Raw genomic sequence first — 22,360 nt, 5'->3', positions numbered from 1 at the left:
CGACCCGGGTCGAACCCGTACCGTGCAGGCCATGAGCACGCTGACCATCGGGCAGGTCGCCGAGCGGACGGGGTTCTCGACCTCGTCGCTCCGCTACTACGAGGGCATCGGCCTGGTCCCTCCGGCCGCGCGCACGGCGGCGGGGTACCGCCTCTACGACGAGGCCACCGTGGACCGCCTGGCGTTCATCGCCCGGGCCAAGCAGCTCGGGTGCACGCTGGAGGAGATCACCGACCTGGTGTCGGTGTGGGACGGCGACCGGTGCGGTCCCGTCCAGCGCCGGTTCCACGAGCTGGTCACGGCGAAGATCGCCGAGACCGAGCAGCGGCTGCAGGAGCTGACCCGGTTCGCCGGCCAGCTCCAGGCGGCCGCCACGCAGCTGGGCGCCGAGCCCATCGACGGGCCGTGCGACGACGGCTGCGCGTGCATGGCGCCGCTCCCCCACGACCGCTCCGCGCCCGTCGAGCTGGGGCCGAAGCCACCTCGCGAGGACGTCCCGATCGCCTGCAGCCTCTCGGCCGAGGGGGTGCACGAGCGCGAGCGGGAGTGGAGCGGGCTGCTCGCCCACGTCGAGCGCCGCTCGCCGGCGCCCGGCGGCGGGGTGCGGCTCGCCTTCGACGCGGCCACGCCGCTGCCGGACCTCCTCCGCCTGGTGGCCGCCGAGCAGGACTGCTGCCGCTTCTTCTCCTTCACCGTCGGCATCGACGCCGACGGCACCACCCTCGACGTGCGGGCCCCCGTCGAAGCCGAGCCCCTGGTCACCGCCCTGTTCGGCGCCGCCGCCTGAGCCGGCCGGTCGGAGCCCCCCGGGACCGGCCGACGGTCACCCCCGCCGGTCCGGGTCCCCCTCGGTGGCGTCGATGATCTCGTCCAGCCGCACCAGGTCGGCGGCGGTGATGACGCCGATGAAGCGGCCGTCGTCGCACACCGCCAGGCGGTCGGTGTCGGAGGCCTCCATGGCCCGGATGGCGTCCGACAGCAGCCAGTCGGGCCCGGCGACCGGGAGCCCGGTGCGCATGGCCTCGGCCACCGTGGTCGTCGGCCAGGACTCCCGGTCGATCTGGGCGAGCCGGTGGGCCTCGGCCATGCCGAGGTAGGTGTCGCCGTCGACCACCGGCACCGACTGCTGGCGGGTCCCGACGAGGTGGTGCCAGAACAGCTCGTCGACGGTGGCGTCGGGCGGGACGGTCCGGGCCTCGGAGTCGACGACGAGGGTCAGCGGCATCCGCAGCCGGTGCTCGAGGTGACCGACCCGGCCCGTCGACTGGTACGGCGAGATCGACGCCCGGCCCATCACGAGCTGGGCCACGACGGCGGCGATGAGCCCGGGCACGACGAAGCCCGGTTGGCCGGTGAACTCGGCCACGAAGACGACGGCGGCCAGGGGGACCCGGTACCCCGCCCCGAGGAAGGCCGCCATGCCCACCACGGGGAACAGGCTCGTCCCCTCCATGTCGAACACCCCGCCGACGGCCCGCCCCACCAGGGCGCCCTGGATCACGAGGGGGATGAACAGCCCTCCGGTGCCACCGCCCGCCACGGCCGCCGCCGTGCCCGCGACCCGCAGGGTGCCGAGGGCGACGATGGCGACGACGCTGTGCTCGGGTTCGAGGGCCCAGCGCAGGGCGTTGTAGCCCGGGCCGAGGCCCAGCGGGCCGTCGCCGAGGGCGTGCCCGGCCAGGACGACGACGGCGAGGGTGGCCCCGGCACCGGCGACCCGCACGACGGGGTGGCCCTGGCCGGACAACGTCTTGGCGTGGCGGATGAGCGAGACGAAGACGCGGGCGAGGCACCCGGCGACGAGCCCGATCACGGCCGCCCCGCCCAGGTCGACGAGGTTGAACGGAGGGCGCCCGGCCACCGGCAGCAGCGGCTCGGTCCCGGCCAGGCTGGCGAAGGTGACGTAGCTGGCCGCCGAGCTGATGGCGGCCGGCAGCACCATGCGGCGGGCGAGGTCGTCCTGGAACGGCACCTCGAGGGCGAAGACCAGCCCGGTGACGGGGGCCTTGAACACGGCGGACACGCCGGCGGCGGCGCCCGCGACCATCAGCAGCTTGGCCTGCTCGGCGCTGAAGAGGCGGCTCAGGCGGCGCTGGGCCGCGGCACCGAGGGACGCGCCGGCGTAGATCGCCGGGCCCTCGTGGCCGAGGGGCACGCCCGATCCCAGGGTCGCCACCGAGGCGAGCAGCTTGATGGGCAGGTCGCGCAGGCGCAGGCGCCCCCCGCGGGTGTCGTGGAAGGCCCGGATGTAGTCGTCCGACGTCGACGGCGACGCCGAGGACCCGCCGATGCGCAGGATCAGCGCGGTCAGGGCCAGCCCCACGGCCGGCGCCCCGGCCTGCACGGCCAGCGGCAGGTCGAGGACCCGCTCGAAGGTGAGGGTCTCGGCCAACCCCTCGAACCCGGCGACGAGGAGGCCCACGACCACACCGGTCACACCGGCGACGCCGAGGACCTGCTGCGAGCGACGACCCAGGTCGACCAGGTGCTCCCGACCGCCGCCCGGCAAGAAGCGCTCCCAGCGCGCCGAAGCGATCACGAGCCCGTCGCCGACCAGCCGAGCGGATCGAGGGCGCGCGACTCCTCCCCCGCGGCCTCGGCGAAGGCGGTGAGGGAGCGCACGCTGGACTCGGCGACGTCCGGGCCCAACCGATCGACGATGACGGCCAGGTCGCGACGACGCCGCTCGACGACCCGCTGGAGGAGGCGCCGGCCGGCGGCGGTGACGTGGAGCTCGACGGCGCGCCGGTCGCCCGCCGCGTGCACCCGGCGGAGCAGCCGCTTGGCCACCAGGCGGTCGCACATGCGCGTCGCCGTGGTCGGGTGGATGTCGAGGGCTGACGCCAGGTCGCCGACCGTCACCGCCGGCCGGGTCCCGACGACCACGAGGGCGCGGTACTGCGGGAGGGTGACGTCGATGTCGGCCAGCGAGCGGGCGGCCACGCCGACCAGGGCCCGGGACGCGACCAGCAGGGCATCGACGACATCGCCCTGGGCCGGGTTCCCGTGCTGCACGGCAAAGACTGTAGTACTACACAGATCCCGGTCCGAATCCCCCGATCTACCCGGTGGGGTGGGACCAGGGCGGCGGCGGGGTGCGGGCCCGGCGGAGGGCGGCGCCGCAGCGGGCGGCGACGAGCACCGGGTCGTCGCCCGCCACGGAGTCGGCGCCGCCGGCGTCGAGCCAGCGGATGTGCGCGTCGGCGGCGGCGCCGACCCGGTAGGCGACGACCGGTGGGCCGCGGTGCCGGCGCATCTCGGCGCAGAGGGCCTCGGCCCCGGCGTCGGGGAGCCGGGCCGACGCCGCGACCAGGTCGACGGCACCGGCCCCGCACGCCGCCCGAGCGGCGGCGACCGACTCCGCCTCGATCACCCGGTGGACGGCCCGCCGGAGGAGGGCGGCGGCGATGGCCCGGCGCAGGGTGGGATCGGTGTCGACCACCACGATCGTGGCGGGGGCGGCGGCGACCGCCGGGGAGGGGGGCACCGGCGCACCGTTCCCGGACCGGAGCCCGGGCACGGTCACAGGTGGGTCACGACCGCCGGTGCCTCGCCCTCGCGATCGGGGGCGGCGGCCGGGAGGCGCACGGTGAAGGTCGCCCCGCGCCCGGGTCCACCGTCCAGCTCGACGTCACCGCCCATCGCCCGAGCGTGCTCGCGGGCGATGGCCAGGCCGAGGCCCGACCCGCCCTGGGCCCGCGAGGCGTCGCTCTTGTAGAACCGGTCGAACACGCGCTCGGCCCGGTCGGGGGCGATGCCGGGGCCGTCGTCGTGGATCCGGATCGCCACGGCGTCACCGTCGCGGACGGCGTCGACGGAGATGCGTGCGCCGCCGTGGACGGCGGAGTTGCCCACGATGTTGGCCACGATGCGCCGGAACCGTCCCCGCTCGGCGTGCACCGCGAGCCCGTCCTCCACCGAGACGGTCACGCCCACCCCGGGGGGCAGGGGGACCGAGTCGAGCGTCGTCTCGATGGCGGCCGCGACGTCCAGGGTCTCGGGCCGGACGGGGTCGGCGGCGGCGTCGAGCCGGGACAGCTCGAGCAGGTCGAGCACCAGCTCCCGCAGCCTCTGGACGTCGCGCACCAGCACCGTCGCCGCCCGTCGGGACGGCTCGGGGAGGTCGTCCATCTGCTTCTGGAGGAGCTCGGCGCTGACGGCCATCCCGGTCAGCGGGGTCCGCAGGTCGTGGGCGACGTCGGCGGTGAACTGGCGCTGCCGGGCCGCGGCCCGCCGCAGCTCGTCGATCTTGGCGCCGAGGGCGTCGGCCATGTCGTTGAACGAGTCCGCCCACGCCCGGAACTCGTCCTCGCCCACCGACGGCAGGCGGGTGTCGAGCAGGCCACCGGCGATCGCCGTCGCCGCCTCGGCCGCGTCGCGCACCGGGCGCAGCGTCCGGCGGGCGATCAGGTGGCCGACGGCGGCGGCCAGGGCGACGACCAGCACCCAGCCGACGACGAGGACGGTGCGCAGCTCCTCGAGGCTGTCCTCGAGCTGGTCCATGGCGAAGAAGAAGACGTAGCGGGCACCGTCGGGTCCGTCGCCGCCCACGACGAGGTAGTCGTGGCCCTCCCGTCTGGTCCGCGCCGTGGCCAGCTCGTCAGCCGGTCCCGACACCACCTCGTCGGGGACGTCGGCCCGCGTGAGCGTCCGGGCCGAGGTGTAGGTGCGCCCCCCCAGGAACGCCACCGTGTCGGTCCCGGAGCGCTTCTCGTAGGCGCTCTGCATCCGCTCGAAGCTCTGGTCGTCGAGCTCGGTGGGGGCGAGGGCGAGGGCGATCTGCACCTCGTCGTGGGACATGCTCTCGAAGCTCCGCTGCCGGTACTCGCTCGTCACCGCGTAGGTCAGCACGGCCAGCGCGCCGGAGCTGACCGCGGCCACGAGGAGGAACGCCGCCGTCAGCCGGCGCCGGAAGCGGTGGGGCCGCAGCCGGCGGCTCTCACCCACGGTTGAACCGGTACCCCACGGAGCGGACCGTCTCGATGTAGGGCACGCCGTCGGCGGGCTCTCCCAGCTTCGTCCGCAGGCGCAGGACGGCCATGTCGACCAGGCGGGAGTCGCCCAGGTAGTCGTAGCCCCAGACCCTCTCCAGCAGGGCCTCGCGCGAGAGGACCTGGCCCGGGCGCGAGGCCAGGGCCACCAGCAGGCGCGTCTCGGTCGCCGACAGCGGGAGCTCGTCGCCGCCGCGCTGGACGGTGAAGGCCTCCTCGTCGATCTCGAGGTCGCGGGCCGTCCACTGCGGCGGCACCGACTCCACGGCCCGGCGCACGGCGGCCCGGGCCCGGGCGGCCAGCTCCGACGGCTCGAAGGGCTTGGTCACGTAGTCGTCGGCCCCCATCTCGAGGCCGGCCACCACGTCGGCGGTGTCGGCCCGGGCGGTCAGCATGATGATCGGCACCGTGCTGCGGGAGCGGATGGCCCGGCACACCGCGAACCCGTCGACCGACGGCAGCATCAGGTCGAGGATCACCAGGTCCCAGCCCATGCCGTCGAGGCGGTCCAGGGCGATCTGGCCGTCCGCGGCGGTGTCGACCTCGAAGTCCGCCGCCTCGAGCACGAGGGTGACGGCCTCCCGCACCGACGGGTCATCCTCGACCACCAGCACGCGGTGGGTCATCGGGCCTCCTCTTCCTGTCGCGCCACCTTAGGGAGGACGCATGACGGAGGGGGCTCCCTCCCTCCGTGGCTGTGACCGAACGGTGACGTTCGGGCCCGGTCGGGCCGGCGACGTCGCCGGGAGCTCAGACGGTCCGGCGTCGTCCCGAGGTGCGACGCCGGGCCGCCTCGGCGAGCACCACCCTCGACCCGCAGGCGTCGGCGAGCATCCGGCCGTACTCCACCGCCTCGTCCAAGGCGTCGAAGCGGGCGAGGGGCACCGCCTCGCGCTCGCGCTGCACGGCCCACCGGCGACCGACGGCGATGACGAGGACGTCCACGTACCGCGCCTATCCCCCGTCGCGCCCGTTCAACCAGACGGGGCCGACGCGCGCCGGATCTGCGTCACCGGCCTGCGCCCGGGCGAGGTCAGCAGGTGGATGTCCGACGTCGACCTGCCCCCCATCGAGATCGAGGTGCCCGCCGAGCTGGGCTCGCTGGGCGATCTGCGGGCGATCGTCGTCGGCTTCGCCCGCCGCGTCGGGTTCCGCGACCAGTTCGACGTCGAGGTGGTGGCGTCGGAGCTGGTCACCAACGCCATCGTCCACGCCGGGACCGCGCCGATCGTCACGCTCACCCAGGTCGGCCACCGGCGCATGGAGATCGCCGTGGCGGACGAGGACCCCCGGAGCCCGGGGCCGGTCGACCCCTACGAGAACGGGACCCGGGGCCACGGCCTCGCCATCGTCGCCACCCTCTCCCGGACCTGGGGCGTCCGCCGCGAGGGCGGCTCGGGCAAGACGGTCTGGGCCGAGGTCGAGGAGCAGCGTCCCCTCCGGCTGGTGGACGGGTGCGGCCCGGGTGCCCAGGCCGCCCGTCCGCTCGGCCCCCGCGCCGACCCGCTGCGGCGCGCCTGACGCCGGCGACGGCGACGGCGAGGAGCGGGCCATCGCCGTCGACCCCGGGGTGTGGCTGTGGCACGTCACCTACGAGCGGACGCGGGCCCGACCGTTGCGCGACGCCCTGATCGAGGACTACACGCCCTACTCCCACAGCCTGGCCCGACGGGCCTTCCACCACGGCGAGCCCCTCGACGACCTGCGCCAGGTGGCCCTGGTGGCGCTGATCGGCGCCCTCGAGCGCTTCGAGTGCGAGCGGTCGATCCCCTTCGTCGGGTTCGCCACGCCGACCATCATCGGCGCCCTCAAGCGCCACCACCGCGACAACGACTGGGCGTTGCGCGTGCCCCGTCGGGCCCACGCCGTCGCCACCTCGCTCGCCCGCGCCGAGGCGCGCCTCGACGCCCGCATCGCCGGACGCACCGCGACCCAGGCCGAGCTGGCCGCCGAGCTGGGCCTCGCCCCCTCGGACCTCGCCGACGCCCAGGCCGCGCTCCGGGGACGGATCACCCAGTCGCTCGACGCGCCGGCCGCCCGGGGCCCCGACCTGCCGATCGACCTCGCCGTGGCCGACGAGGGCTTCCACCAGGCCGAGACCAGGGTGGACCTCCCCGACGCGCTGGACGCCCTGACCCCCGACGACCGCCGCGTGCTGCTCCAGTACTACTTCGAGGGCCGCTCGCAGCGAGAGGTCGGCGAGGCCCTGCACATGAGCCAGATGCACGTGTCGCGCCTGCTCAGCTCGGCGATCCGCCGCCTCCGCAGCCGGATGGACGTCGTCGACGGTCCCGTGCCCGGCCGGCCGGCCGGCCGAGCGCGCCGCGCCGGGGACGGCTGAGCGATCGCGCCGCGGGCGCGGCGACGGGGGCCGCGGGGAGGAGGCCCGCGCCGGGGCGGCGCCTCACCGCCCGAGCGACGCTGCTGTGGCCGTGCCGGCGATCACGGCCTCGGCCACCTCGACGAGGCGGCGGTTGTGGCTCCGGGCGTGGTCCCGCAGGAGGTCGAAGGCCCGGTCCATCGCGAGGCCCCCCTGCTCGGCCACCATCCCCTTGACCTGCTCGATCCGGATCCGGCTCTGGAGGGCGTGGTTCAGCTGGGCGTTGAGGGTCTGGGCCTCGGAGGCGATGCGGTGCTGGAGGATGCTGATCGTCGCCACGTCGGTCAGGGCCTGCGCCATCCGGGCGTCGGCGTCGCTCAGCACGCCATCGTCGACGCTGAACAGGTTGAGGGCGCCGATGACCTCGCCCCGGAGCCGCATCGGGAAGGCGTGGACGGTGCGGAATCCGGCCTCGGAGGCCAGGGGGGCGAAGCGGGGCCAGCGGTCGCCGGCGGCGGCCAGGACGACGTTGACGAGCGAGCGGCCGTCGTGCACGCACTCGAGGCAGGGGCCCTCGGCGGCCTGGAGCTCGAACAGCTCGAGGAGGTGCATGGCGTCGCTCGACGACAGCATCACCCGGAGGGCGCCGGTCGGGTCCCTCAGCACGATGCCGCTGGCGGAGACGCCGAGCAGCTCGATGCACCGGTCGGTGAGGATGGTCAGCAGGTCGACGACGTCGAAGTCGTCGACGAGCGAGTCGGCGAGGTCCACCATGGTCCGCGCCAGCAGGTCCTCTCGCTGCGTCACCCACGCCTCCTGGATCGGCCCGCCCGACCATCGGCCCGCACCCGAGCAGGATAGACGGGCCCCCGGCCCCTCACGGCTCGAGGCGGAGACGTCGGGCGACCACGTCCTGGGCGACGGCGCTGAGGCGGCGACCGGTCACGAAGGCGTGGGCGCGGAGCCGGGCCAGGGCGTCGCCCACGTCGGTCCCGACCTGGACGGCCACCATCCCGGTGGCCTGGTGCACCACCAGCTGCCCGGTGTCGTCGTCGACCAGCGACCGCGTCAGACGGTCGGGCGCGCCGTCGGGCCCCGCCGCCAGGAGGGTCGTGACGGCCACGTCGGCCAGGAGCAGGGCGTCGCGGTGCTGGTCGCCGGAGAGGGGCCCGGTCCGCTCGGCGCACAGGTTGAGCGCACCGATGCACGTCGACCCGATGCGGAGGGGGTACCCGAACATCGCCCGGGCCCCGGCCTCGACCGCGAGCGGCGTGAACCCGACCCACCGCGGGGTGCTCGGGCGGGCCAGGTCCGGTTCGCCGACGGGCGCACCGAGGTGGTGGGCGTCGATGCACGGCCCCTCGCCGTGGACCTGTTGGAGGTCCTCGACCGCCTCCATGACCTCGCCGTGGACCCCGACGGGGTGCACGGTGCCGGCGTCGTCGACGAGCATGAGGGCGGCACCGGGCACCTGGACCACGTCGACCGCGGTGGAGCACAGCGACCGGCCGACGTGGTCCTGGGCGACCTGGTGGAACGCCAGGCGCTCCAGGACGTGGGCCCTCCGGCCGGCGTCGGTCACGCTCCCGCCCCGGCTCCTGGGGGCCGCGGTCGGCGGCGAGCCCGATCCCCGTCGACGTGTCTGGTCATGGCACCGCTCCTCAGCCGCACAGGCCACGTCACGGGGAGCACCAGAGCGTGGGGATCTCGCCCCCCACCGTACCGGACCCGCCGGGCGAGCGAGCCCGACGAGCCCTGCGGTCGAGGCCCGCCCGGTCCTACCCTCGGAGGGGCATGCCCGCCGGATCGCACCCCGTCGCCACGGTGGCCGTTCGCCGTGGGTGAGCTCGACCACCCCACCGTCGTCGACCTCCCTCTGCGCGGCGAGTGGACCGTCGAGCGCACGCCGGCGGAGCGGATCCCGAGCCACGGCACCGACGTGATGGGGCAGCGCTACGCCTACGACCTCCTCCGCACCGACGACCGGCACGGCGGGCGCGTCCACCCCGCCGGGGCGCTGCGGTGGATCCTCGTCGGGGGGCGAACCCAGGACTGCTACGGGTGGGGTGAGCCCGTCCACGCCGCCCTCGGGGGCGAGGTGGTCGCAGCGGTCGACGGTGAGCCGGAGCGCGGGTGGATCCACGTCCTCCGCGAGGCGTGGGCCGTCCTGCGGACCACGCTCCGGTTCGCGGCGCGGTCAGGGTCGATCGACCCGGTGCAGCTCGCCGGGAACCACGTGATCGTCCGCACCGCCCACGTGTTCGCGGTCTACGCCCACCTCGCGCCGGGCAGCGTCGTCGTGGTCCCGGGCCAGCAGGTCGTCGTCGGGGACGTGGTCGGGCGGCTCGGCCACAGCGGGAACTCGACCGCACCGCACCTGCACTTCCACCTGATGGACTCCCCCGACCCGATGCGGGCCCATGGGATCCCCTGTGCCTTCGCCACGTACGACCTCCGGCGCGACGGCCGCTGGCACCCGGTCCGCGCCGGGATCCCCGAGCGCGGGGACCGGGTCCGCTCTCCCGGCACCGGTCCTTGACACGCGTCCGACCACCTGGGTCAGACTCCGCTCGCATGGACATCCAGGGCCGCGCCGCGATCGTCACCGGCGGGGGCACGGGGGTGGGGGCGGCGACCTGCCGGCTCCTGGCCGCCCGGGGCTGCCACGTCGTCGTCAACTACTCCCGCTCGGTCGACGCCGCCGAGGCCGTCGCCGCCGAGTGCCGCCGGTCCGGGGTGGAGGCCGTCGCCCACCGGGCCGACGTGTCGGTCGACGCCGACTGCGCCGCCATGGTCGAGGCGGCCGTGGCCCGCTTCGGCCGGCTCGACCTGCTCGTCAACAACGCCGGGACGACCGAGTTCGTCGCCCACGACGACCTCGCCGGGATGAGCGAGGAGGCCTGGGACCGCATCATGGCGGTCAACCTCAAGGGGCCCTTCCTGTGCTCGCGGGCGGCCATGCCGCACCTGAAGGCCGACGGCGGCGGCGAGATCGTCATGACGTCGTCGGTGGCGGGGCTGGCCGGCACCGGGTCGTCGCTCGCCTACTGCGCCTCCAAGGCCGGGCTGAACAACCTCGTCGTCACGCTGGCGCGCGTCGCCGGTCCCGAGGTGCGGGTCAACGCCGTCGCCCCCGGCTTCATCGACGGCGAGTGGCTCCAGCAGGGCCTCGGCGATGCCTACGAGGCGGTGAAGGCGATGTACGCGGCGCAGGCGCTCACCGGGCGGGTGTCCACCCCCGAGGACGTCGCCGCCGCCATCGTCGGCCTGGTCACCGGCAGCGACCAGGTGACGGCCCACGTCGTGCCCGTCGAGGGCGGGGCCCTGCACCACCTCTGACCCGACCCGCGCCCCTGGAGGCCCCATGAAGATCGCCCAGCACGACGGCCGCCTCGTCCTCGTCCTCGACGGGGGCGTGGCCGACGTGGCCACCGCGTCCGACGGCCGCTTCGGCCCGGACCCGACGGCCGCCTACGACGACTGGGACGCCTTCGCGTCCTGGGCCGCCGGCGTCACCGACCCCACCGGCCCGCTCGACGAGGCCCGGCTCCAGAACCCGGTCCCCCGACCCCGCCAGGTGTTCGCCATCGGGCTGAACTACCGCAGCCACGCCGAGGAGTCGGGCATGACGATCCCGGACGTGCCCGCCACCTTCACCAAGTTCCCGGCGGCGCTGGGCGGTCCGTTCGACGACATCGAGATCGTCGGCGGGTCGGTCGACTGGGAGGTCGAGCTGGTCGCCGTGATCGGCCGGGCCGCCGACCGGGTCGGCGAGGCCGACGCCTGGGACCACGTCGCCGGGCTCACGGTGGGGCAGGACATCAGCGACCGCGCCCTCCAGTTCGCCGCCGGCATGCAGTTCTCGCTCGGGAAGTCCCGGCGCGGGTACGGGCCCATGGGCCCGTGGCTCGTCACCCCCGACGAGGTCCCCGACCGCGACGACCTCGGCCTCGGCTGCTCGGTGGACGGCGAGACCGTGCAGGACGGGCGGACGAACGACCTCGTCTTCTCGGTCCCGCAGCTGGTCGCCGAGCTCTCGTCGGTGCTGCCGCTGCTCCCCGGCGACGTCATCTTCACCGGCACCCCCGCCGGCGTGGGCATGGCCCGCCAACCCCCGCGGTCGCTCCAGCCCGGCCAGGTCCTCGAGTCGTGGATCGAGGGCATCGGCACGATCCGGAGCAGGTGCGTGGCCGGCCCGACGTGAACCGCGTCGTCCTCACCGGGACCGGAGTGTCCGCCCCCGACCCCGGACCCCGACCGGGCCGGGTCCTGGGCGCCTGTGCTGCCTGGCCGGGTCCGGGCGTCAGCCGAAGCGAGCGGCGTACTCGGTGCTGCCCAGGAGACCGCGGACGAGCTCGGCGCTGGCGGCGCTCGACGCGCCGGTCGGCGTCCGACCGGTCGGGCTCCCGGGCAGCTCGCCGGCCGACGGCACCCGCCCGACCATGGCGACGTAGGTCGTCACCGTCTCGACGAGCCCGGCGCTGAGGAGCGTGTGCTCGGCGGAGAGGCCGAACGAGAGGAGCACGCGTCCCCGGCTCCAGCCGGCCCGGAGCCGGCCGACCCAGAACTCGTGCCCGGCGGTGTCGGGGGCACGACCCAGGACGTTCTCGTAGGTCCGCTGGACGAAGGCGTCGTCGGACAGCGAGCCGTACAGCCGGCGGTGCTCGGCGGAGGCCGCGAACGACTGGGCGACGCGGCTCATCGAGGTGCCGTCGGCGACGCGCTGCACCCAGTAGGTCAGCCCCTCGGTGTCCGGGGGCCGCCCGAAGGACGCTCGGTACAGGCGGGTGATGGCGGCGCGTCGAGCCGACAGCCGGGCCCGGCTCCGAAGGTCGCGGACGACCTCCTGTGGGGTGACCTCACCGCCGGCCAGGGCCCGGGCGACGGTCTGGAGCTCTGCCCTCGTCGGCTGCCGCCCCGCCAGGTCGAGGTGCTGCTGGCGGACGAACGCGGAGATCGACGCGAAGGGGCCGAGGTCGGGACCCGGCACGGCGACCGGTTCCGAGGCCACGGAGCGGCGGCCCGTGCCCGCCGACCCGACGGCGGCGACCTTGAACGTGTGGATGCCCGGGTCAGGCGTCGGAACCACGACGCTGGTCGCGCCGGCGCCGGCGGTGGCCGAGGTCTCGCGGGCCAGCCCGTCCACGAAGGTGGTGACGACGTAGCCGGTCGGGGTCGGCCCCGAGGCGGGTGGCGTCCACGACACGACCGTGCTGGCGGAGCCGGCGGCGGCGCTGACAGCGGTGGGCGCGGCCGGCGCGCCGTTCGGGGCGGGCCACTGGTAGCGGACCTCACCCTGCTCGACGACGCGCCCGGCGCACGTGGTCAGCCAGCGGACTCGTAGGTCGTCGAAGGTCGTCTCGTCCGGACCGAGGTCGACCTCGTCGACCACCACGTCGGCCCCACCGGTGCCGTCGGCACAGGTGCCCCCGACCCCGGGGGAGGTCTCGAAGCCGCCGAGCACCGGGTTGTCCCGAGCGGCGAGCAGGTCCTCGTAGAGCCCCGGCGCGTAGGCCGGCTGGCGCGTCGACATCACGTGGCGCATCTTCACGACCAGGGTGATCCCCTGCACGGGGAAGTGGCCGTCGGCGACGACCTGCGACGCATCCCCGATCGGGAAGATGCGGGCCTCGCCGAGGGGGGCGACCACCGCGAACGGCGAACCGTCGGGCAGCTCGGCCTGCGGGCGGGCCAGCCACATGGCGTTGCTGTTCGCGGGCATGTGTCCTGCGGGGGCGGAGGGGAACGTCGGCGGCACGGGCGAGGGCGGGATGTAGTTGGTCGGCTGCGGCTCCGACCCGTCCCAGCGGACCTCGCCGCGGAGGGTCCCGCCGGTGCCGGGCGCCTCGTCCGGGGCGCACGTGTGCTCGAAGCGGGCCGCCAGGCGGGTCACCACCCCGCCGGAGTAGGCGACGTCGTCGATCTCGAACCAGCCGCTCGTGTCGTCGTCGCCGCACCCTCGACCCTCGGCGCTGATCGAGAGGCCCCCGTCGTCGGGTCCGCGATCGGCGCGGGGCACAGCCTCGTACCGGCCTACCTCGAGCTGGGGCTCATCCGAGGGTCGGACCAGCCCGATGCGCCACGTCTCGGCCCCGGCCACCACCACCTGCACCTCGCGGGCGTAGGTGTAGACCCGGAAGTCGGCGTCGGAGGGCGTGTAGGACCGGTCCACGCCGCCACCGATGTCGTCGCCTGGGTCGCTGTCGACGACGAGCCACACCGGTCCCGGTGGCAGGGTCTGCGCCCCGCCCGGAGCACCGACCGGCGCCACCACCCCCAGACCCGCCAGCGCGGCAACGACCGCCGTGACACCCCTCCGACCCATGCCCGCCTCCCTCGTCCACGTGACGAGCGCAGCATGGCAACGGGTCTGGGGGCGCGTCGTCACCCGTCGGGGTGAGAGCCCACCTCGGCGCCGGCATCGGCGATGCGTCGACCGCGACCCTGTTCCTCCCCGCGTGGCCCTCTCCGCCGGCCCGACGACGGCTCAGCAGGTCCGGTAGCGGGCGTAGACCAACCCGCTGGCGAAGGCACGCTGCTCGACCAGGTCGAGGTCGAGGCGGACCCCGTCGGGGAAGAACCGCGTGCCGCCGCCGACCACGCTCGTCGTCACGAAGAGGTGGTACTCGTCCACCAACCCGGCCCTGATCGCCTGGGCGGCGAGCGTCGGGCCGTCGACGGTGAGGTCGGCGTCGGCCTCGGCCTTGAGCCGGCGCACGGCGTCGGGGTCGAAGGTCCGCTCGATCCGGGTCCTGGCGCTCGACACCGACTCCAGCGTCGTCGAGTAGACGACCTTGTCCGCCGCCTTCCAGTCGTCGGCGTACCGCAGGATGTGCGGCGGGACGTCCGGCTCGGTGTGCACGGTCTCCCAGAAGAGCATCGTCTCGTACATCCGCCGGCCGTAGAGGAAGGTCCCCACGGGCCGGAAGACGTCGCCGACGAAGGTGTGCACCTCCTCGTCGTCGGCTCCCCGGCCGAGGTCGCCCTCCGCCGCCACGGCGTAGCCGTCGAGCGAGGTGATCATCGAGTAGATCAGCTTGGCCACGGGGCTCCCTCCGGACCCGGGGGCGTCGGGCTCCCGGCGGTCCAGGGGCTCGACGTCGCGGAGCCCCCGGCCTCATCGGTCTGCACGCCGGTCGCGAGGACGTCGCCCGGCCGCGTCAGGTGCCGACTCCGGTCCGCCGGCGGCGAGGTCCCACGACGGCAGGGGCGTTCGCCTCTACCACCGGCGGTCGCCGGGCCCGACGATGCCGCCTGTGAGCATCGACCTGGCCGCCGCGGACCGTGCGCTGTCGACGCCGTCGCGACCGGATCGGTACGACCCCGGCGAGGTGGCCGACCTGCCCGAGCCGGTCCGGCGGTACTTCGACGCCGCCATCGCGCCGGGCACCCAGGTCGCCGAGGCGGCGGCGCTGGCCATGCGCGGCCACCTCAAGCTCCGGCGCTGGGTGCCCTTCCGGGCCGAGCAGGTACTCGCCCCCCACCGAGGGTTCGTGTGGAGGGCCCGCGCCGCCGGGATCATCTCGGGCTACGACGCCTTCGTCGACGGTGAGGGCGCCATGGAGTGGAAGCTCCTGGGCCTGGTGCGGGTGATGGCGGCCGACGGACCCGACGTCTCGACCAGCGCGGCGGGTCGCAGCGGCGGCGAAGGCGTCTGGGTCCCGACCGCCCTCCTCCCCCGCTTCGGCGTCCGGTGGTCGGCTCCCGCCGACGACCAGATCGTCGCCCGCTTCGTCGTCGGTCCCGCCCCGATGGAGCTCCACCTCCGCATCGACGCCGAGGGCCTCGTCCGGTCCGTCGTGTTCGACCGCTGGGGCGATCCCGAGGGCACCGGCACCTTCGGCTGGCACCCCTTCGGCGGCGACGTCACCGGCCACCGGACCTTCCACGGGGCCACCGTCCCGTGCGATGGCCGATGGGGCTGGTCCCACGGCACCGACCGCTGGTCCGACGGCGAGTTCATCCGCATCCACGTCATCGACCTCGTCCCGCGCTGAACCGCCTCGTCGACGCCCGTCCTGTCGGTCCATCGGTGACGGCGAAGACGAGACGTTCTGGACCCGGTTCTCGCGCGCACGGCGCGACCGGGGCCTGGCCGGGTCCGCCTGGTGACCTCCGACAGCACGACGGATGGGCCATCGCCCGCCGCGACCTCTCCGAGCACTCCGTGGCCCAGCCCGACGAGCGGCGCGACACTGACCCCGACCAGGCAGCACTCGCCGGGAGGCACATCGAGGATCACGTCCTCGATCCCCACCAGCCCACGGGACTCTGTCACCTCGATCAGACCCCGGTGGTTCAGTCACCAACCTGGGCGAGAGTGCCGGACCGGGCTCGCGGAGGCGAGGGTCTCGGCCAGCTCTAGCAGTGCGTGGTCGGCCCACCATCGGCTCACGAGCTGGACCCCGACAGGGGGGCCCTGGGCGGTGGTGCCGAAGGGCAGCGACACCGCGGGCAGGCCGGTGAGGTTGAACGGAACCGTGGCGCGCATGACCGTGCGAGCCGGCACCGACCGATCGCCGGCGTCGTGTCGCGAGCGAGCATGGGGCGGCGCCGGGTACGGGGTGACCGGGCACAGCAGCACGTCGTGGTCCTGGAACCAGCCGGAGAACTCCATCCGGAGCTGCTCGACCTGCTGCTCGGCGTCGAGGTAGTCGGCGAACGACGGTTCCGGAGCCTGGAGGACCCGTTGGAGGACCGGGTGCAGCATGTCCTCGCGACCCTGGACGATCGGGCGCAGGTAGGGAAGGACCTCGGCGGTGTAGAGGATCGCGGACAGGACGGTGCAGTCGCCCTCGGAGAGCCAGGGCAGCTCGACCGGACCGACGTCGTGGCCCAGGTCCGCGAACGCCTGTGCCGCGCCTTCCACGGTCGTCTCGACCTCGGGGTCGAGGGGGCCGAAGGCACTGGTCGTCCACCCGATCCGGAGCCGGCCGCTGCTCGTGGAGGTTCCGGGCAGGGCGACGGCATAGGGGTCGACGCCGTCGGGGCCTTCCATCAGCGACAGCGCGAGGCGCAGGTCGCGGACGCTGCGGGCCATCGGGCCGGTGTGCCACCAGCGGCGCAGCGACTGCGGGAAGTGGCCGGTGTGGGGCACGCGGCCGTGGGTGGGCTTGATCGCGGCGATGCCGGTGTCGGAGGCCGGTCCGCGGACCGAGATGGCGACGTCGCTCCCCAGCCCGAGCGGTGAGAGCCCCGCGGCGATGGCGGCTGCTTCGCCGCCGCTGGAGCCTCCGGGTGTTCGCTCCGGGTCGTAGGGGTTGAGCGAGCGACCGGTCACCAGGTTGTCGGTCTCGGTCCAGTACGACATCTCCGGGAGGTTCGTCTTGCCCAGCAGGATCCCCCCGGCGGCTCGGAGCCGGGCGACCGCCGTGGCATCGACCTCGGGGACCAGGTCGGCGAACAGGCGAGAGCCGCGCGTCGTCCGAACCCCGGCGGTGTCGAAGGAGTCCTTGACCGTGAACGGCACTCCGCTCAGTGGCCCCGCAGCGGGGTGCGCGGCGTCGCGCAGGGCCGCCTCGCCGCGCACGGTGACGAACGCGTTGACCCGTCCTCCGACCGACTCGATCCGGTCGAGGTGGGCCTGCACGACCTCGACCGCGCTCACCGTGCCCGTCCCGATGAGGTCGGCCAGCTCGGTCGCGTCGCACCACACCAGATCGGCAGACTCCATGCCCGACGATAAGCCAGCGGAGCTCCAGGCTGAGCCCAAGCGGTCGGGGCGGGTTGCGCCGTCGTCTCGGCTGCGACCCGCCAGCACCGAACCGCCGGGCGCGGGTGACGAGGAGGCTGGCTGTTGAACCTCATCGTGACGGGACGTCTCTGACCTGGGCTGGTTCGCAGGTCACAGCGGGTGTCGGCTGGCGCCTCCGGCAGGGTTCGAACCTGCGACCGTCGGATTAGAAGTCCGGTGCTCTATCCAGCTGAGCTACGGAGGCCTGCCGGCCGATCGTACGGGCCTGGCGAGGACGGACGCAGCGAGCTCAGAGCCCGGGCTCGGCGGTGACGGTCCCCCGCCGTCGCACCAGGCCGACGAGCTCCTGGCCGATGAGGACCACGAAGAACTGGGCGACGGCGATCCCGGCGATGGTGGCGCCGCCGGCGGTGCCCTCGTGGAACGAGGTGGCGAGGCCGAGCACCACGCTCGACGCGCCGAGGGCGACGGCCACCACCATCATCAGCGGCACCCGCCGGACGAGGAGCCCGGCGGTGGCCGGCGGGCCGATCAGGAGGCCGAACACCAGCAGGGTGCCGATGGCGTCGAAGCTGGCCACGATCGACACGGCCAGCAGGGCGAGCAGGGCGGTGTGGGCGAGGGCGGGGTGCATCCCGAGGGTGCGGGCCTTGTCCTCGTTGAAGGCCAGGGCGAGGAACGGGCGGTGGAGGGCGACCGACGCGGCCACGACGAGGGCGGCGCCGACGAGCTGGCCGCGGATGTCGCCGGTGGTGACGCCGAGGATGTCGCCGAAGAGCAGCGAGGTGACGTCGGAGGTGAACGTCGCCGAGCGCGACACGATGACGATGCCCAGGGCCAGCATCCCGACGAACAGGAGGCCGATCCCGACGTCCTCCCGGACCTGGGTCCGGCGGCCGACGAGCGTGACGGCGCCCCCCATGAGGAGGGCCGACGCCAGGGCCCCGACCGTCGGGCTGGTGCCCCAGAGGACGGCGAGGGCCAGGCCCGGGATGATGCCGTGGGCCAGGGCGTCGCCGAGGAAGGTCAGGCCGCGGAGGACGATCCACGTGCCGATCACCGCGGTGGCGACGCTGGCGACGAGGCCCGAGATCAGGGCGCGCTGCATGAACTCGGGCTCGAAGGCCGTGGTGAGCCACTCGACGGGCGTCACCCCAGGGCCTCGGCGATCCGCTCGGCGTTGGTCCGCACGAGGCCGGCGTAGGTCTCGGCCCCCGAGCCCTCCTCGCCGAGCGACTCGGTGAAGAGGCTGACGACCTCGACGTCACCGCCGACCTCGGCAGCCAGGGCGTCGGCCAGCCGGGCCGGCGAGGAGGCGTCGGCGAAGATGGCCGGCACCCCCTCCTCCTCGATCAGGTGGGCCAGATCGTCGAGCTCGGCCGCGCTGGGCTCGGCCCCGGTCCCGCCGCCGGGGACGACGGCCCCGACCACCTCGAAGTCGTAGCGGTCGGCGAAGTAGCCGAACACCTCGTGGTTGGTGATGATCACCCGCCGCTCGGGCGGGATGGGCGCCAGGGTCTCCTCCACCTCGGCGGCCAGGGCGCGCAGCTCGTCGACGTAGGCCGCGGCGTGGTCGGCGACCTCGTCGGTCGCCAGGGCGGGGACCTCGTCGGCCAGGAAGGCGGCGATGCCCTCGGCCGCGTCGGCCACCCGGTCGGGGTCGGTGAAGAAGTGGGGGTCGTCGTCGCCGTCGTGGGCATGGGGGTCCGGTGCGCCCTCCTCGGCCTCCTCCTCGTCCTCGTGGCCCTCGGCGTCGTCGGCGTGCACCTCCTCGGGGGCGGTCGCGCCGAAGGTCAGGGCGTCGACGGTGTCGAGGGCGTGGATGGTGGGCACGTCGCCCTCGGCGGACTCGAGGGTGGCGAGGAGGCCGACCTCGAAGCCGCCCCCGTTGGTCACCAGGGCGTCGGCCGAGCGGATCTGGTTCACCTGCTGGGCCGAGGGCTGGAAGTCGTGCGGGTCCGCGCCGGCGGGCATCACCACGACGACCCGGGCGGCGTCCCCCACGACCTCCGACACCACATCGCCCAGGATGCTCGTGGTGGCGACCACCGTGGGTCGCCCGTCGTCGGCCGTGGCGTCCTCGGAGCCGCACGCGGCGGCGACGAGGAGGGCGAGGGCGATCAGGGCGAGGGTCGGGCGGGAGCGCATGGATCCGAGGGGGAGGTGGGCGCTGGAGCGACCGACGCTACCGAGAACGGTTCTCATTCCGCAAGCGGCGGGCGGGGTAGGGTCGGCCGGCCATGCCCGCCGCCGTCACCGCCACCGACCTCACCCTCGCCTACGGCACCCGCGTCGCCCTGGCCGACGCCACCTTCTCGATCCCCGAGGGCCGCACCGTCGCCCTGATCGGGCCCAACGGGTCGGGCAAGTCGTCGCTGCTGCGCGCCATGGCCGGGCTGCTCGCCCCGCGGTCCGGCACGCTGGAGGTGGCGGCGGCCAGACGACGTGGGGGTGTGAGCCTGGTGCTGCAGACCACCGACGTCGACCGGTCCCTCCCCCTCACCGTGGGCGAGGCGGTGGCCATGGCCCGCTACCCCCACGGGGGCGTCCTGGGCCGGCTGACCCGGGTCGACCGCGCCGCCATCGACACCGCCCTCGACCGGCTGGCCGTGGGCGACCTCCGGCGGCGCCAGCTGTCCGAGCTCTCGGGGGGACAGCGCCAGCGCGTGCTCGTCGCCCAGGGGCTGGCCCAGGAGGCCGACCTCGTCCTGCTCGACGAGCCGGTGACGGCCCTCGACGCCGTCTCCCACACGCTCATCGACGCCGCCGTCGAGGCCGAGCGCGACGCCGGGCGCACCGTCGTCACCTCGACCCACGACCTGGCCGACGCCCGGCGGGCCGACCTCGTCGTCCTGCTGGCCGGGCGGGTCGTCGGCGTGGGCCCGCCCGACGAGGTCCTGACCGAGAGCGGGCTGGGCGACGCCTACGGCGGGCGCCTCGTCACCATGGGCGACAACGTGCTCCTGCTCGACGACCCCCACCACCACCACCACGACCACGACGACCGCCCGGGCCCCCGGAGCGGCCCGGGCCGAGGAGAGCCATGACCGACACCGACCCCCTCGACGCCACCCGCCAGATGTGGTCGCGCGGCAGCTACGCCACCATGGGCGACGTCTTCGCCGCCGCCGGGCAGGACCTGGTGGCCACCGTCGGCGTCGAGGGCCTCGACGTCCTCGACGTCGCCTGCGGCACCGGCAACACCACCCTCGCCGCCGCCCGAGCGGGGGCCCGCCACGTCACCGGTGTCGACCTGACGCCGCCCCTCCTGGAGGAGGCCGCCCGCCGGGCCGAGGCCTCGGGCCTCGCCGACCGGGTGACCTGGCACGAGGCGGACATGGCCGACCTGCCCGTGGACGACGACGGCTTCGACCGCGTCCTGTCCAGCTTCGGCGCCATCTTCGCCACCGACCAGCAGCGGGTGGCCGGCGAGCTGCGCCGGGCCTGCCGGCCGGGCGGCACCGTCGGCGTGACCGCCTGGGCCATCGGGGGCCTCTTCGACCTGATGACCGAGACCCTGCGCAGCCACGTGCCCGACCTCCCCCCGGCTGGCCCGTCCCCCCGGGACTGGGGCCGGGCCGAGCTGCTGCCCGGCATCTTCGCCATCGACCCCGACGCCCTGGCCTTCGCCGAGCGCACCATCACCTGGCGGGTCCCGTCCGCCGACGCGGCCATGGCCGTCTGCGAGGAGAACGCGGCGCCGGTCATCGTGCTGCGCCAGGCCCTCGGCGACGGGTGGGCCCCGGCCCGGGCCGAGGTCGTCGCCCTCTTCGCCGAGCTCGGCACCGAGGGGCCCGACGGGATCGAGCTGCCGCTGGCCTACACCGTCGCGACCTTCGCCGAGCCCTGATCCCCCAGACGGGTGGTTTCGCGGGGCCGTGCCCATCCGCGTGGCGGGTGCCACCCGGTGGCAGCCTTTGCGGCAGGGGAACTTGTGGCGACGATGAAGTTTGTTACAGTCTGATGACCGCTACGCCCCCTGGGCCCGGCCTGCACCACTTCCCCCATCCCACCCCCATCGACCCGGAGACACCGCCTGTGCCCACGCGCCGCCTGCCGATCGTCCTCACGATCTCGGTCGCGATCATCGCCGCGCTGCTGCTCCCCACCAGCGTCGGCGCCGAAACCGACGCCGAGCGCGAGCGCGAGCGGGTCCGCCAGGAGCAGGCCGCCGCCGCCGCCAACGTGGACGCCCTCGAGGCCGAGCAGTCCGAGGTCATGGCGGCCATCGCCGACCTCGAGGAGCAGGTCGCGGCCGAGGAGGCCGCCCTGGCCAGCGCCGAGCGCGAGGTCGCCGAGGCCGAGGCCGCCCAGGCCCGGGCCCAGGAGGGCATCGAGGACGCCGAGGCCCACCTGGCCGAGCTGGAGGAGCGCCTCCGCGAGCAGATGGTCGAGTCCTACACCGCGTCCGACGGCGGGGCCGGCTCGGTCGCCGTGCTCGACGCCGACAACGCCACCGACATGGTGAAGCGCCGGGCCATCCTCGACGTGCGCTCGGCCGAGGACGACGACCTCGTCGACCAGGTCCGCGCCGCCCAGGCCGACCTGCGGGTGCAGCGCCGCGAGGCCGAGGCCGCCGAGGAGCGGGCCGCCGCCCGCCGGGCCGAGGTCGAGGAGCGCCTCGCCAGCGTCGAGACCGCCCGCGACCAGCAGGCCGCCTTCGCCGCCCAGGTCGAGGAGCGCATCGACAACGAGACGGCGCGGGCCCTCGAGCTCGGCCAGCAGGAGGCCGATCTGTCGGCCGAGATCCTCCGCGAGCAGGCCGAGGCCCGGGCCATCCTCCTCTGGCAGCAGCAGGAGGCCCAGCGCCGCGAGGACGCCGCCGCCGCAGCCGCGGCCGCCGCCGCCCAGCCGTCCGGTCCCGCCTACAGCGACGACGGCCGCGAGAGCGACGGTCCCGTCGCCGATCCCCCCGCCGCCAACCCCCCGCCGGCCAGCGCGCCGCCCAGCGGCGGCCCCGTCGGCAGCGGCAACGGCGTGTCGCTCTGCAACGCCGCCGGCATCACCGTGAACTGCCAGATCGCCAGCCAGGTCACGGCCATGGTCAACGCCGCCGCCGCCTCCGGCGTCTCGCTCTCGGGTGGCGGCTACCGCGACCCCTCCCGCCAGATCGAGCTCCGCCGCCAGAACTGCGGCTCGAGCTACTACGCCATCTGGGAGATGCCCTCCTCGCAGTGCAGCCCGCCCACGGCGAAGCCGGGCTCCTCGCAGCACGAGCTGGGCCTGGCCATCGACTTCTCGAACTGCAGCCGCAGCTCGGCCTGCTTCCGCTGGCTCAGCGGCAACGCCTCCTCCTACGGCATGTACAACCTGCCGTCGGAGTCCTGGCACTGGTCCGTCAACGGCAACTAGCGA

At 74.9% G+C, this 22,360-nt stretch carries 23 protein-coding genes and 1 tRNA gene; 10 read left to right on the top strand and 14 right to left on the bottom strand.

Going from position 1 to position 22,360, the window contains the following annotated elements; translation table 11 throughout:
* The first annotated feature begins 31 nt into the window (after positions 1-31).
* The gene (locus HC251_RS08560) at positions 32-787 is read left to right on the top strand and encodes a MerR family transcriptional regulator (RefSeq protein WP_219944880.1); all 756 of its coding nucleotides are present in this window, start codon (positions 32-34) and stop codon (positions 785-787) included.
* Positions 788-823: 36 nt separating this feature from the next.
* Here the strand turns inward: HC251_RS08560 and HC251_RS08555 are convergent, their stop codons facing one another.
* The 6 genes from HC251_RS08555 to HC251_RS08530 all read right to left on the bottom strand — a co-directional run bounded on the left by HC251_RS08555 (position 824) and on the right by HC251_RS08530 (position 5,936).
* Positions 824-2,539, bottom strand: coding sequence for a chloride channel protein (locus HC251_RS08555; protein WP_219944879.1), 1,716 nt, complete (start codon positions 2,537-2,539; stop codon positions 824-826).
* Positions 2,536-3,015: a MarR family winged helix-turn-helix transcriptional regulator gene (locus HC251_RS08550; RefSeq protein WP_219944878.1), complete on the bottom strand. Its 480-nt coding sequence runs from the start codon at positions 3,013-3,015 to the stop codon at positions 2,536-2,538. Before HC251_RS08550 ends, HC251_RS08555 begins: the two co-directional genes overlap by 4 nt.
* Before the next feature lie 46 nt (positions 3,016-3,061).
* Positions 3,062-3,487, bottom strand: coding sequence for a hypothetical protein (locus HC251_RS08545; protein ID WP_219944877.1), 426 nt, complete (start codon positions 3,485-3,487; stop codon positions 3,062-3,064).
* A 35-nt stretch (positions 3,488-3,522) separates the two neighbouring features.
* Complete coding sequence (locus tag HC251_RS08540; protein WP_219944876.1) at positions 3,523-4,947, bottom strand: HAMP domain-containing sensor histidine kinase; 1,425 nt, start codon at positions 4,945-4,947, stop codon at positions 3,523-3,525.
* The gene (locus HC251_RS08535; protein ID WP_219944875.1) at positions 4,940-5,617 is read right to left on the bottom strand and encodes a response regulator transcription factor; all 678 of its coding nucleotides are present in this window, start codon (positions 5,615-5,617) and stop codon (positions 4,940-4,942) included. The genes HC251_RS08540 and HC251_RS08535 overlap by 8 nt, the downstream gene beginning before the upstream one ends.
* 124 nt (positions 5,618-5,741) lie before the next feature.
* Positions 5,742-5,936 (bottom strand): hypothetical protein, encoded by a 195-nt coding sequence (locus tag HC251_RS08530; RefSeq protein ID WP_219944874.1) that lies wholly within the window; start codon positions 5,934-5,936, stop codon positions 5,742-5,744.
* Positions 5,937-6,035: 99 nt separating this feature from the next.
* Here HC251_RS08530 and HC251_RS08525 point away from each other — a divergent pair, with 99 nt between their 5' ends.
* Both HC251_RS08525 and HC251_RS08520 read left to right on the top strand, forming a co-directional pair.
* A complete protein-coding gene (locus HC251_RS08525) occupies positions 6,036-6,512 on the top strand; it encodes an ATP-binding protein (RefSeq protein WP_219944873.1) in 477 nt (158 codons plus the stop codon).
* Complete coding sequence (locus tag HC251_RS08520; RefSeq protein ID WP_219944872.1) at positions 6,457-7,332, top strand: sigma-70 family RNA polymerase sigma factor; 876 nt, start codon at positions 6,457-6,459, stop codon at positions 7,330-7,332. Before HC251_RS08525 ends, HC251_RS08520 begins: the two co-directional genes overlap by 56 nt.
* Positions 7,333-7,395: 63 nt before the next feature.
* Here HC251_RS08520 and HC251_RS08515 read toward each other — a convergent pair whose 3' ends face one another.
* A complete protein-coding gene (locus HC251_RS08515; protein WP_219944871.1) occupies positions 7,396-8,118 on the bottom strand; it encodes a GAF and ANTAR domain-containing protein in 723 nt (240 codons plus the stop codon).
* A 70-nt stretch (positions 8,119-8,188) separates the two neighbouring features.
* Positions 8,189-8,893: a GAF domain-containing protein gene (locus tag HC251_RS08510; protein WP_219944870.1), complete on the bottom strand. Its 705-nt coding sequence runs from the start codon at positions 8,891-8,893 to the stop codon at positions 8,189-8,191.
* A 255-nt stretch (positions 8,894-9,148) separates the two neighbouring features.
* Here HC251_RS08510 and HC251_RS08505 point away from each other — a divergent pair, with 255 nt between their 5' ends.
* Genes HC251_RS08505 through HC251_RS08495 form a run of 3 tightly spaced genes read left to right on the top strand, consistent with a single transcriptional unit; the run spans position 9,149 to position 11,515 of the window.
* Positions 9,149-9,850 (top strand): peptidoglycan DD-metalloendopeptidase family protein, encoded by a 702-nt coding sequence (locus HC251_RS08505; protein WP_219944869.1) that lies wholly within the window; start codon positions 9,149-9,151, stop codon positions 9,848-9,850.
* A gap of 35 nt (positions 9,851-9,885) precedes the next feature.
* Entirely contained in the window at positions 9,886-10,650 is a 765-nt protein-coding gene (locus tag HC251_RS08500; protein WP_219944868.1) for an SDR family NAD(P)-dependent oxidoreductase, read from the top strand.
* 25 nt (positions 10,651-10,675) lie between these two features.
* Positions 10,676-11,515, top strand: coding sequence for a fumarylacetoacetate hydrolase family protein (locus tag HC251_RS08495; protein WP_219944867.1), 840 nt, complete (start codon positions 10,676-10,678; stop codon positions 11,513-11,515).
* A gap of 99 nt (positions 11,516-11,614) precedes the next feature.
* Here the strand turns inward: HC251_RS08495 and HC251_RS08490 are convergent, their stop codons facing one another.
* Complete coding sequence (locus tag HC251_RS08490; RefSeq protein WP_219944866.1) at positions 11,615-13,636, bottom strand: DUF4214 domain-containing protein; 2,022 nt, start codon at positions 13,634-13,636, stop codon at positions 11,615-11,617.
* Positions 13,637-13,798: 162 nt separating this feature from the next.
* Complete coding sequence (locus tag HC251_RS08485; RefSeq protein ID WP_219944865.1) at positions 13,799-14,356, bottom strand: dihydrofolate reductase family protein; 558 nt, start codon at positions 14,354-14,356, stop codon at positions 13,799-13,801.
* 211 nt (positions 14,357-14,567) lie between these two features.
* Between HC251_RS08485 and HC251_RS08480 the strand changes: the two genes are divergently transcribed.
* Positions 14,568-15,308, top strand: a complete 741-nt coding sequence (locus tag HC251_RS08480) for a DUF6544 family protein (protein ID WP_219944864.1) — start codon at positions 14,568-14,570, stop codon at positions 15,306-15,308.
* Between the two features lie 305 nt (positions 15,309-15,613).
* Here HC251_RS08480 and HC251_RS08475 read toward each other — a convergent pair whose 3' ends face one another.
* From HC251_RS08475 to HC251_RS08460, 4 genes are all read right to left on the bottom strand, one after another.
* Positions 15,614-16,984 carry an amidase gene (locus tag HC251_RS08475; protein ID WP_219944863.1) on the bottom strand — a complete coding sequence of 457 codons (1,371 nt, stop codon included), beginning with the start codon at positions 16,982-16,984 and terminating at the stop codon, positions 15,614-15,616.
* Between the two features lie 188 nt (positions 16,985-17,172).
* Positions 17,173-17,249, bottom strand: a tRNA-Arg gene (locus tag HC251_RS08470).
* 45 nt (positions 17,250-17,294) lie between these two features.
* The gene (gene aztB, locus HC251_RS08465; protein ID WP_255566643.1) at positions 17,295-18,158 is read right to left on the bottom strand and encodes a zinc ABC transporter permease AztB; all 864 of its coding nucleotides are present in this window, start codon (positions 18,156-18,158) and stop codon (positions 17,295-17,297) included.
* Positions 18,155-19,153, bottom strand: coding sequence for a metal ABC transporter substrate-binding protein (locus HC251_RS08460; protein ID WP_219944862.1), 999 nt, complete (start codon positions 19,151-19,153; stop codon positions 18,155-18,157). The genes aztB and HC251_RS08460 overlap by 4 nt, the downstream gene beginning before the upstream one ends.
* Positions 19,154-19,245: 92 nt before the next feature.
* On the opposite strand from HC251_RS08460, the gene HC251_RS08455 reads away from it, so the two are divergent.
* The 3 genes from HC251_RS08455 to HC251_RS08445 all read left to right on the top strand — a co-directional run bounded on the left by HC251_RS08455 (position 19,246) and on the right by HC251_RS08445 (position 22,357).
* Complete coding sequence (locus HC251_RS08455) at positions 19,246-20,052, top strand: metal ABC transporter ATP-binding protein (protein WP_219944861.1); 807 nt, start codon at positions 19,246-19,248, stop codon at positions 20,050-20,052.
* Positions 20,049-20,855, top strand: a complete 807-nt coding sequence (locus HC251_RS08450; RefSeq protein ID WP_219944860.1) for a class I SAM-dependent methyltransferase — start codon at positions 20,049-20,051, stop codon at positions 20,853-20,855. The genes HC251_RS08455 and HC251_RS08450 overlap by 4 nt, the downstream gene beginning before the upstream one ends.
* A 188-nt stretch (positions 20,856-21,043) precedes the next feature.
* The gene (locus HC251_RS08445) at positions 21,044-22,357 is read left to right on the top strand and encodes a D-alanyl-D-alanine carboxypeptidase family protein (RefSeq protein WP_219944859.1); all 1,314 of its coding nucleotides are present in this window, start codon (positions 21,044-21,046) and stop codon (positions 22,355-22,357) included.
* Positions 22,358-22,360 lie beyond the last annotated feature (3 nt).

It is taken from the genome of Iamia sp. SCSIO 61187, assembly GCF_019443745.1.
In the GTDB taxonomy this organism is placed as follows: Bacteria; Actinomycetota; Acidimicrobiia; order Acidimicrobiales; family Iamiaceae; genus Iamia.
The sequence above is the reverse complement of the archived record's forward strand: the minus strand, read 5'-3'. Positions and strand labels throughout refer to the sequence as shown.

Bases quoted from the DNA above. Each gene is read 5' to 3' on its own strand.
- HC251_RS08560 (WP_219944880.1), top strand. From the start codon at position 32: ATGAGCACGCTGACCATCGGGCAGGTCGCCGAGCGGACGGGGTTCTCG.
- HC251_RS08535 (WP_219944875.1), bottom strand. From the start codon at position 5,617: ATGACCCACCGCGTGCTGGTGGTCGAGGATGACCCGTCGGTGCGGGAG.
- HC251_RS08525 (WP_219944873.1), top strand. From the start codon at position 6,036: ATGTCCGACGTCGACCTGCCCCCCATCGAGATCGAGGTGCCCGCCGAG.
- HC251_RS08500 (WP_219944868.1), top strand. From the start codon at position 9,886: ATGGACATCCAGGGCCGCGCCGCGATCGTCACCGGCGGGGGCACGGGG.
- HC251_RS08495 (WP_219944867.1), top strand. From the start codon at position 10,676: ATGAAGATCGCCCAGCACGACGGCCGCCTCGTCCTCGTCCTCGACGGG.
- HC251_RS08490 (WP_219944866.1), bottom strand. From the start codon at position 13,636: ATGGGTCGGAGGGGTGTCACGGCGGTCGTTGCCGCGCTGGCGGGTCTG.
- HC251_RS08475 (WP_219944863.1), bottom strand. From the start codon at position 16,984: ATGGAGTCTGCCGATCTGGTGTGGTGCGACGCGACCGAGCTGGCCGAC.
- HC251_RS08460 (WP_219944862.1), bottom strand. From the start codon at position 19,153: ATGCGCTCCCGCCCGACCCTCGCCCTGATCGCCCTCGCCCTCCTCGTC.
- HC251_RS08455 (WP_219944861.1), top strand. From the start codon at position 19,246: ATGCCCGCCGCCGTCACCGCCACCGACCTCACCCTCGCCTACGGCACC.
- HC251_RS08450 (WP_219944860.1), top strand. From the start codon at position 20,049: ATGACCGACACCGACCCCCTCGACGCCACCCGCCAGATGTGGTCGCGC.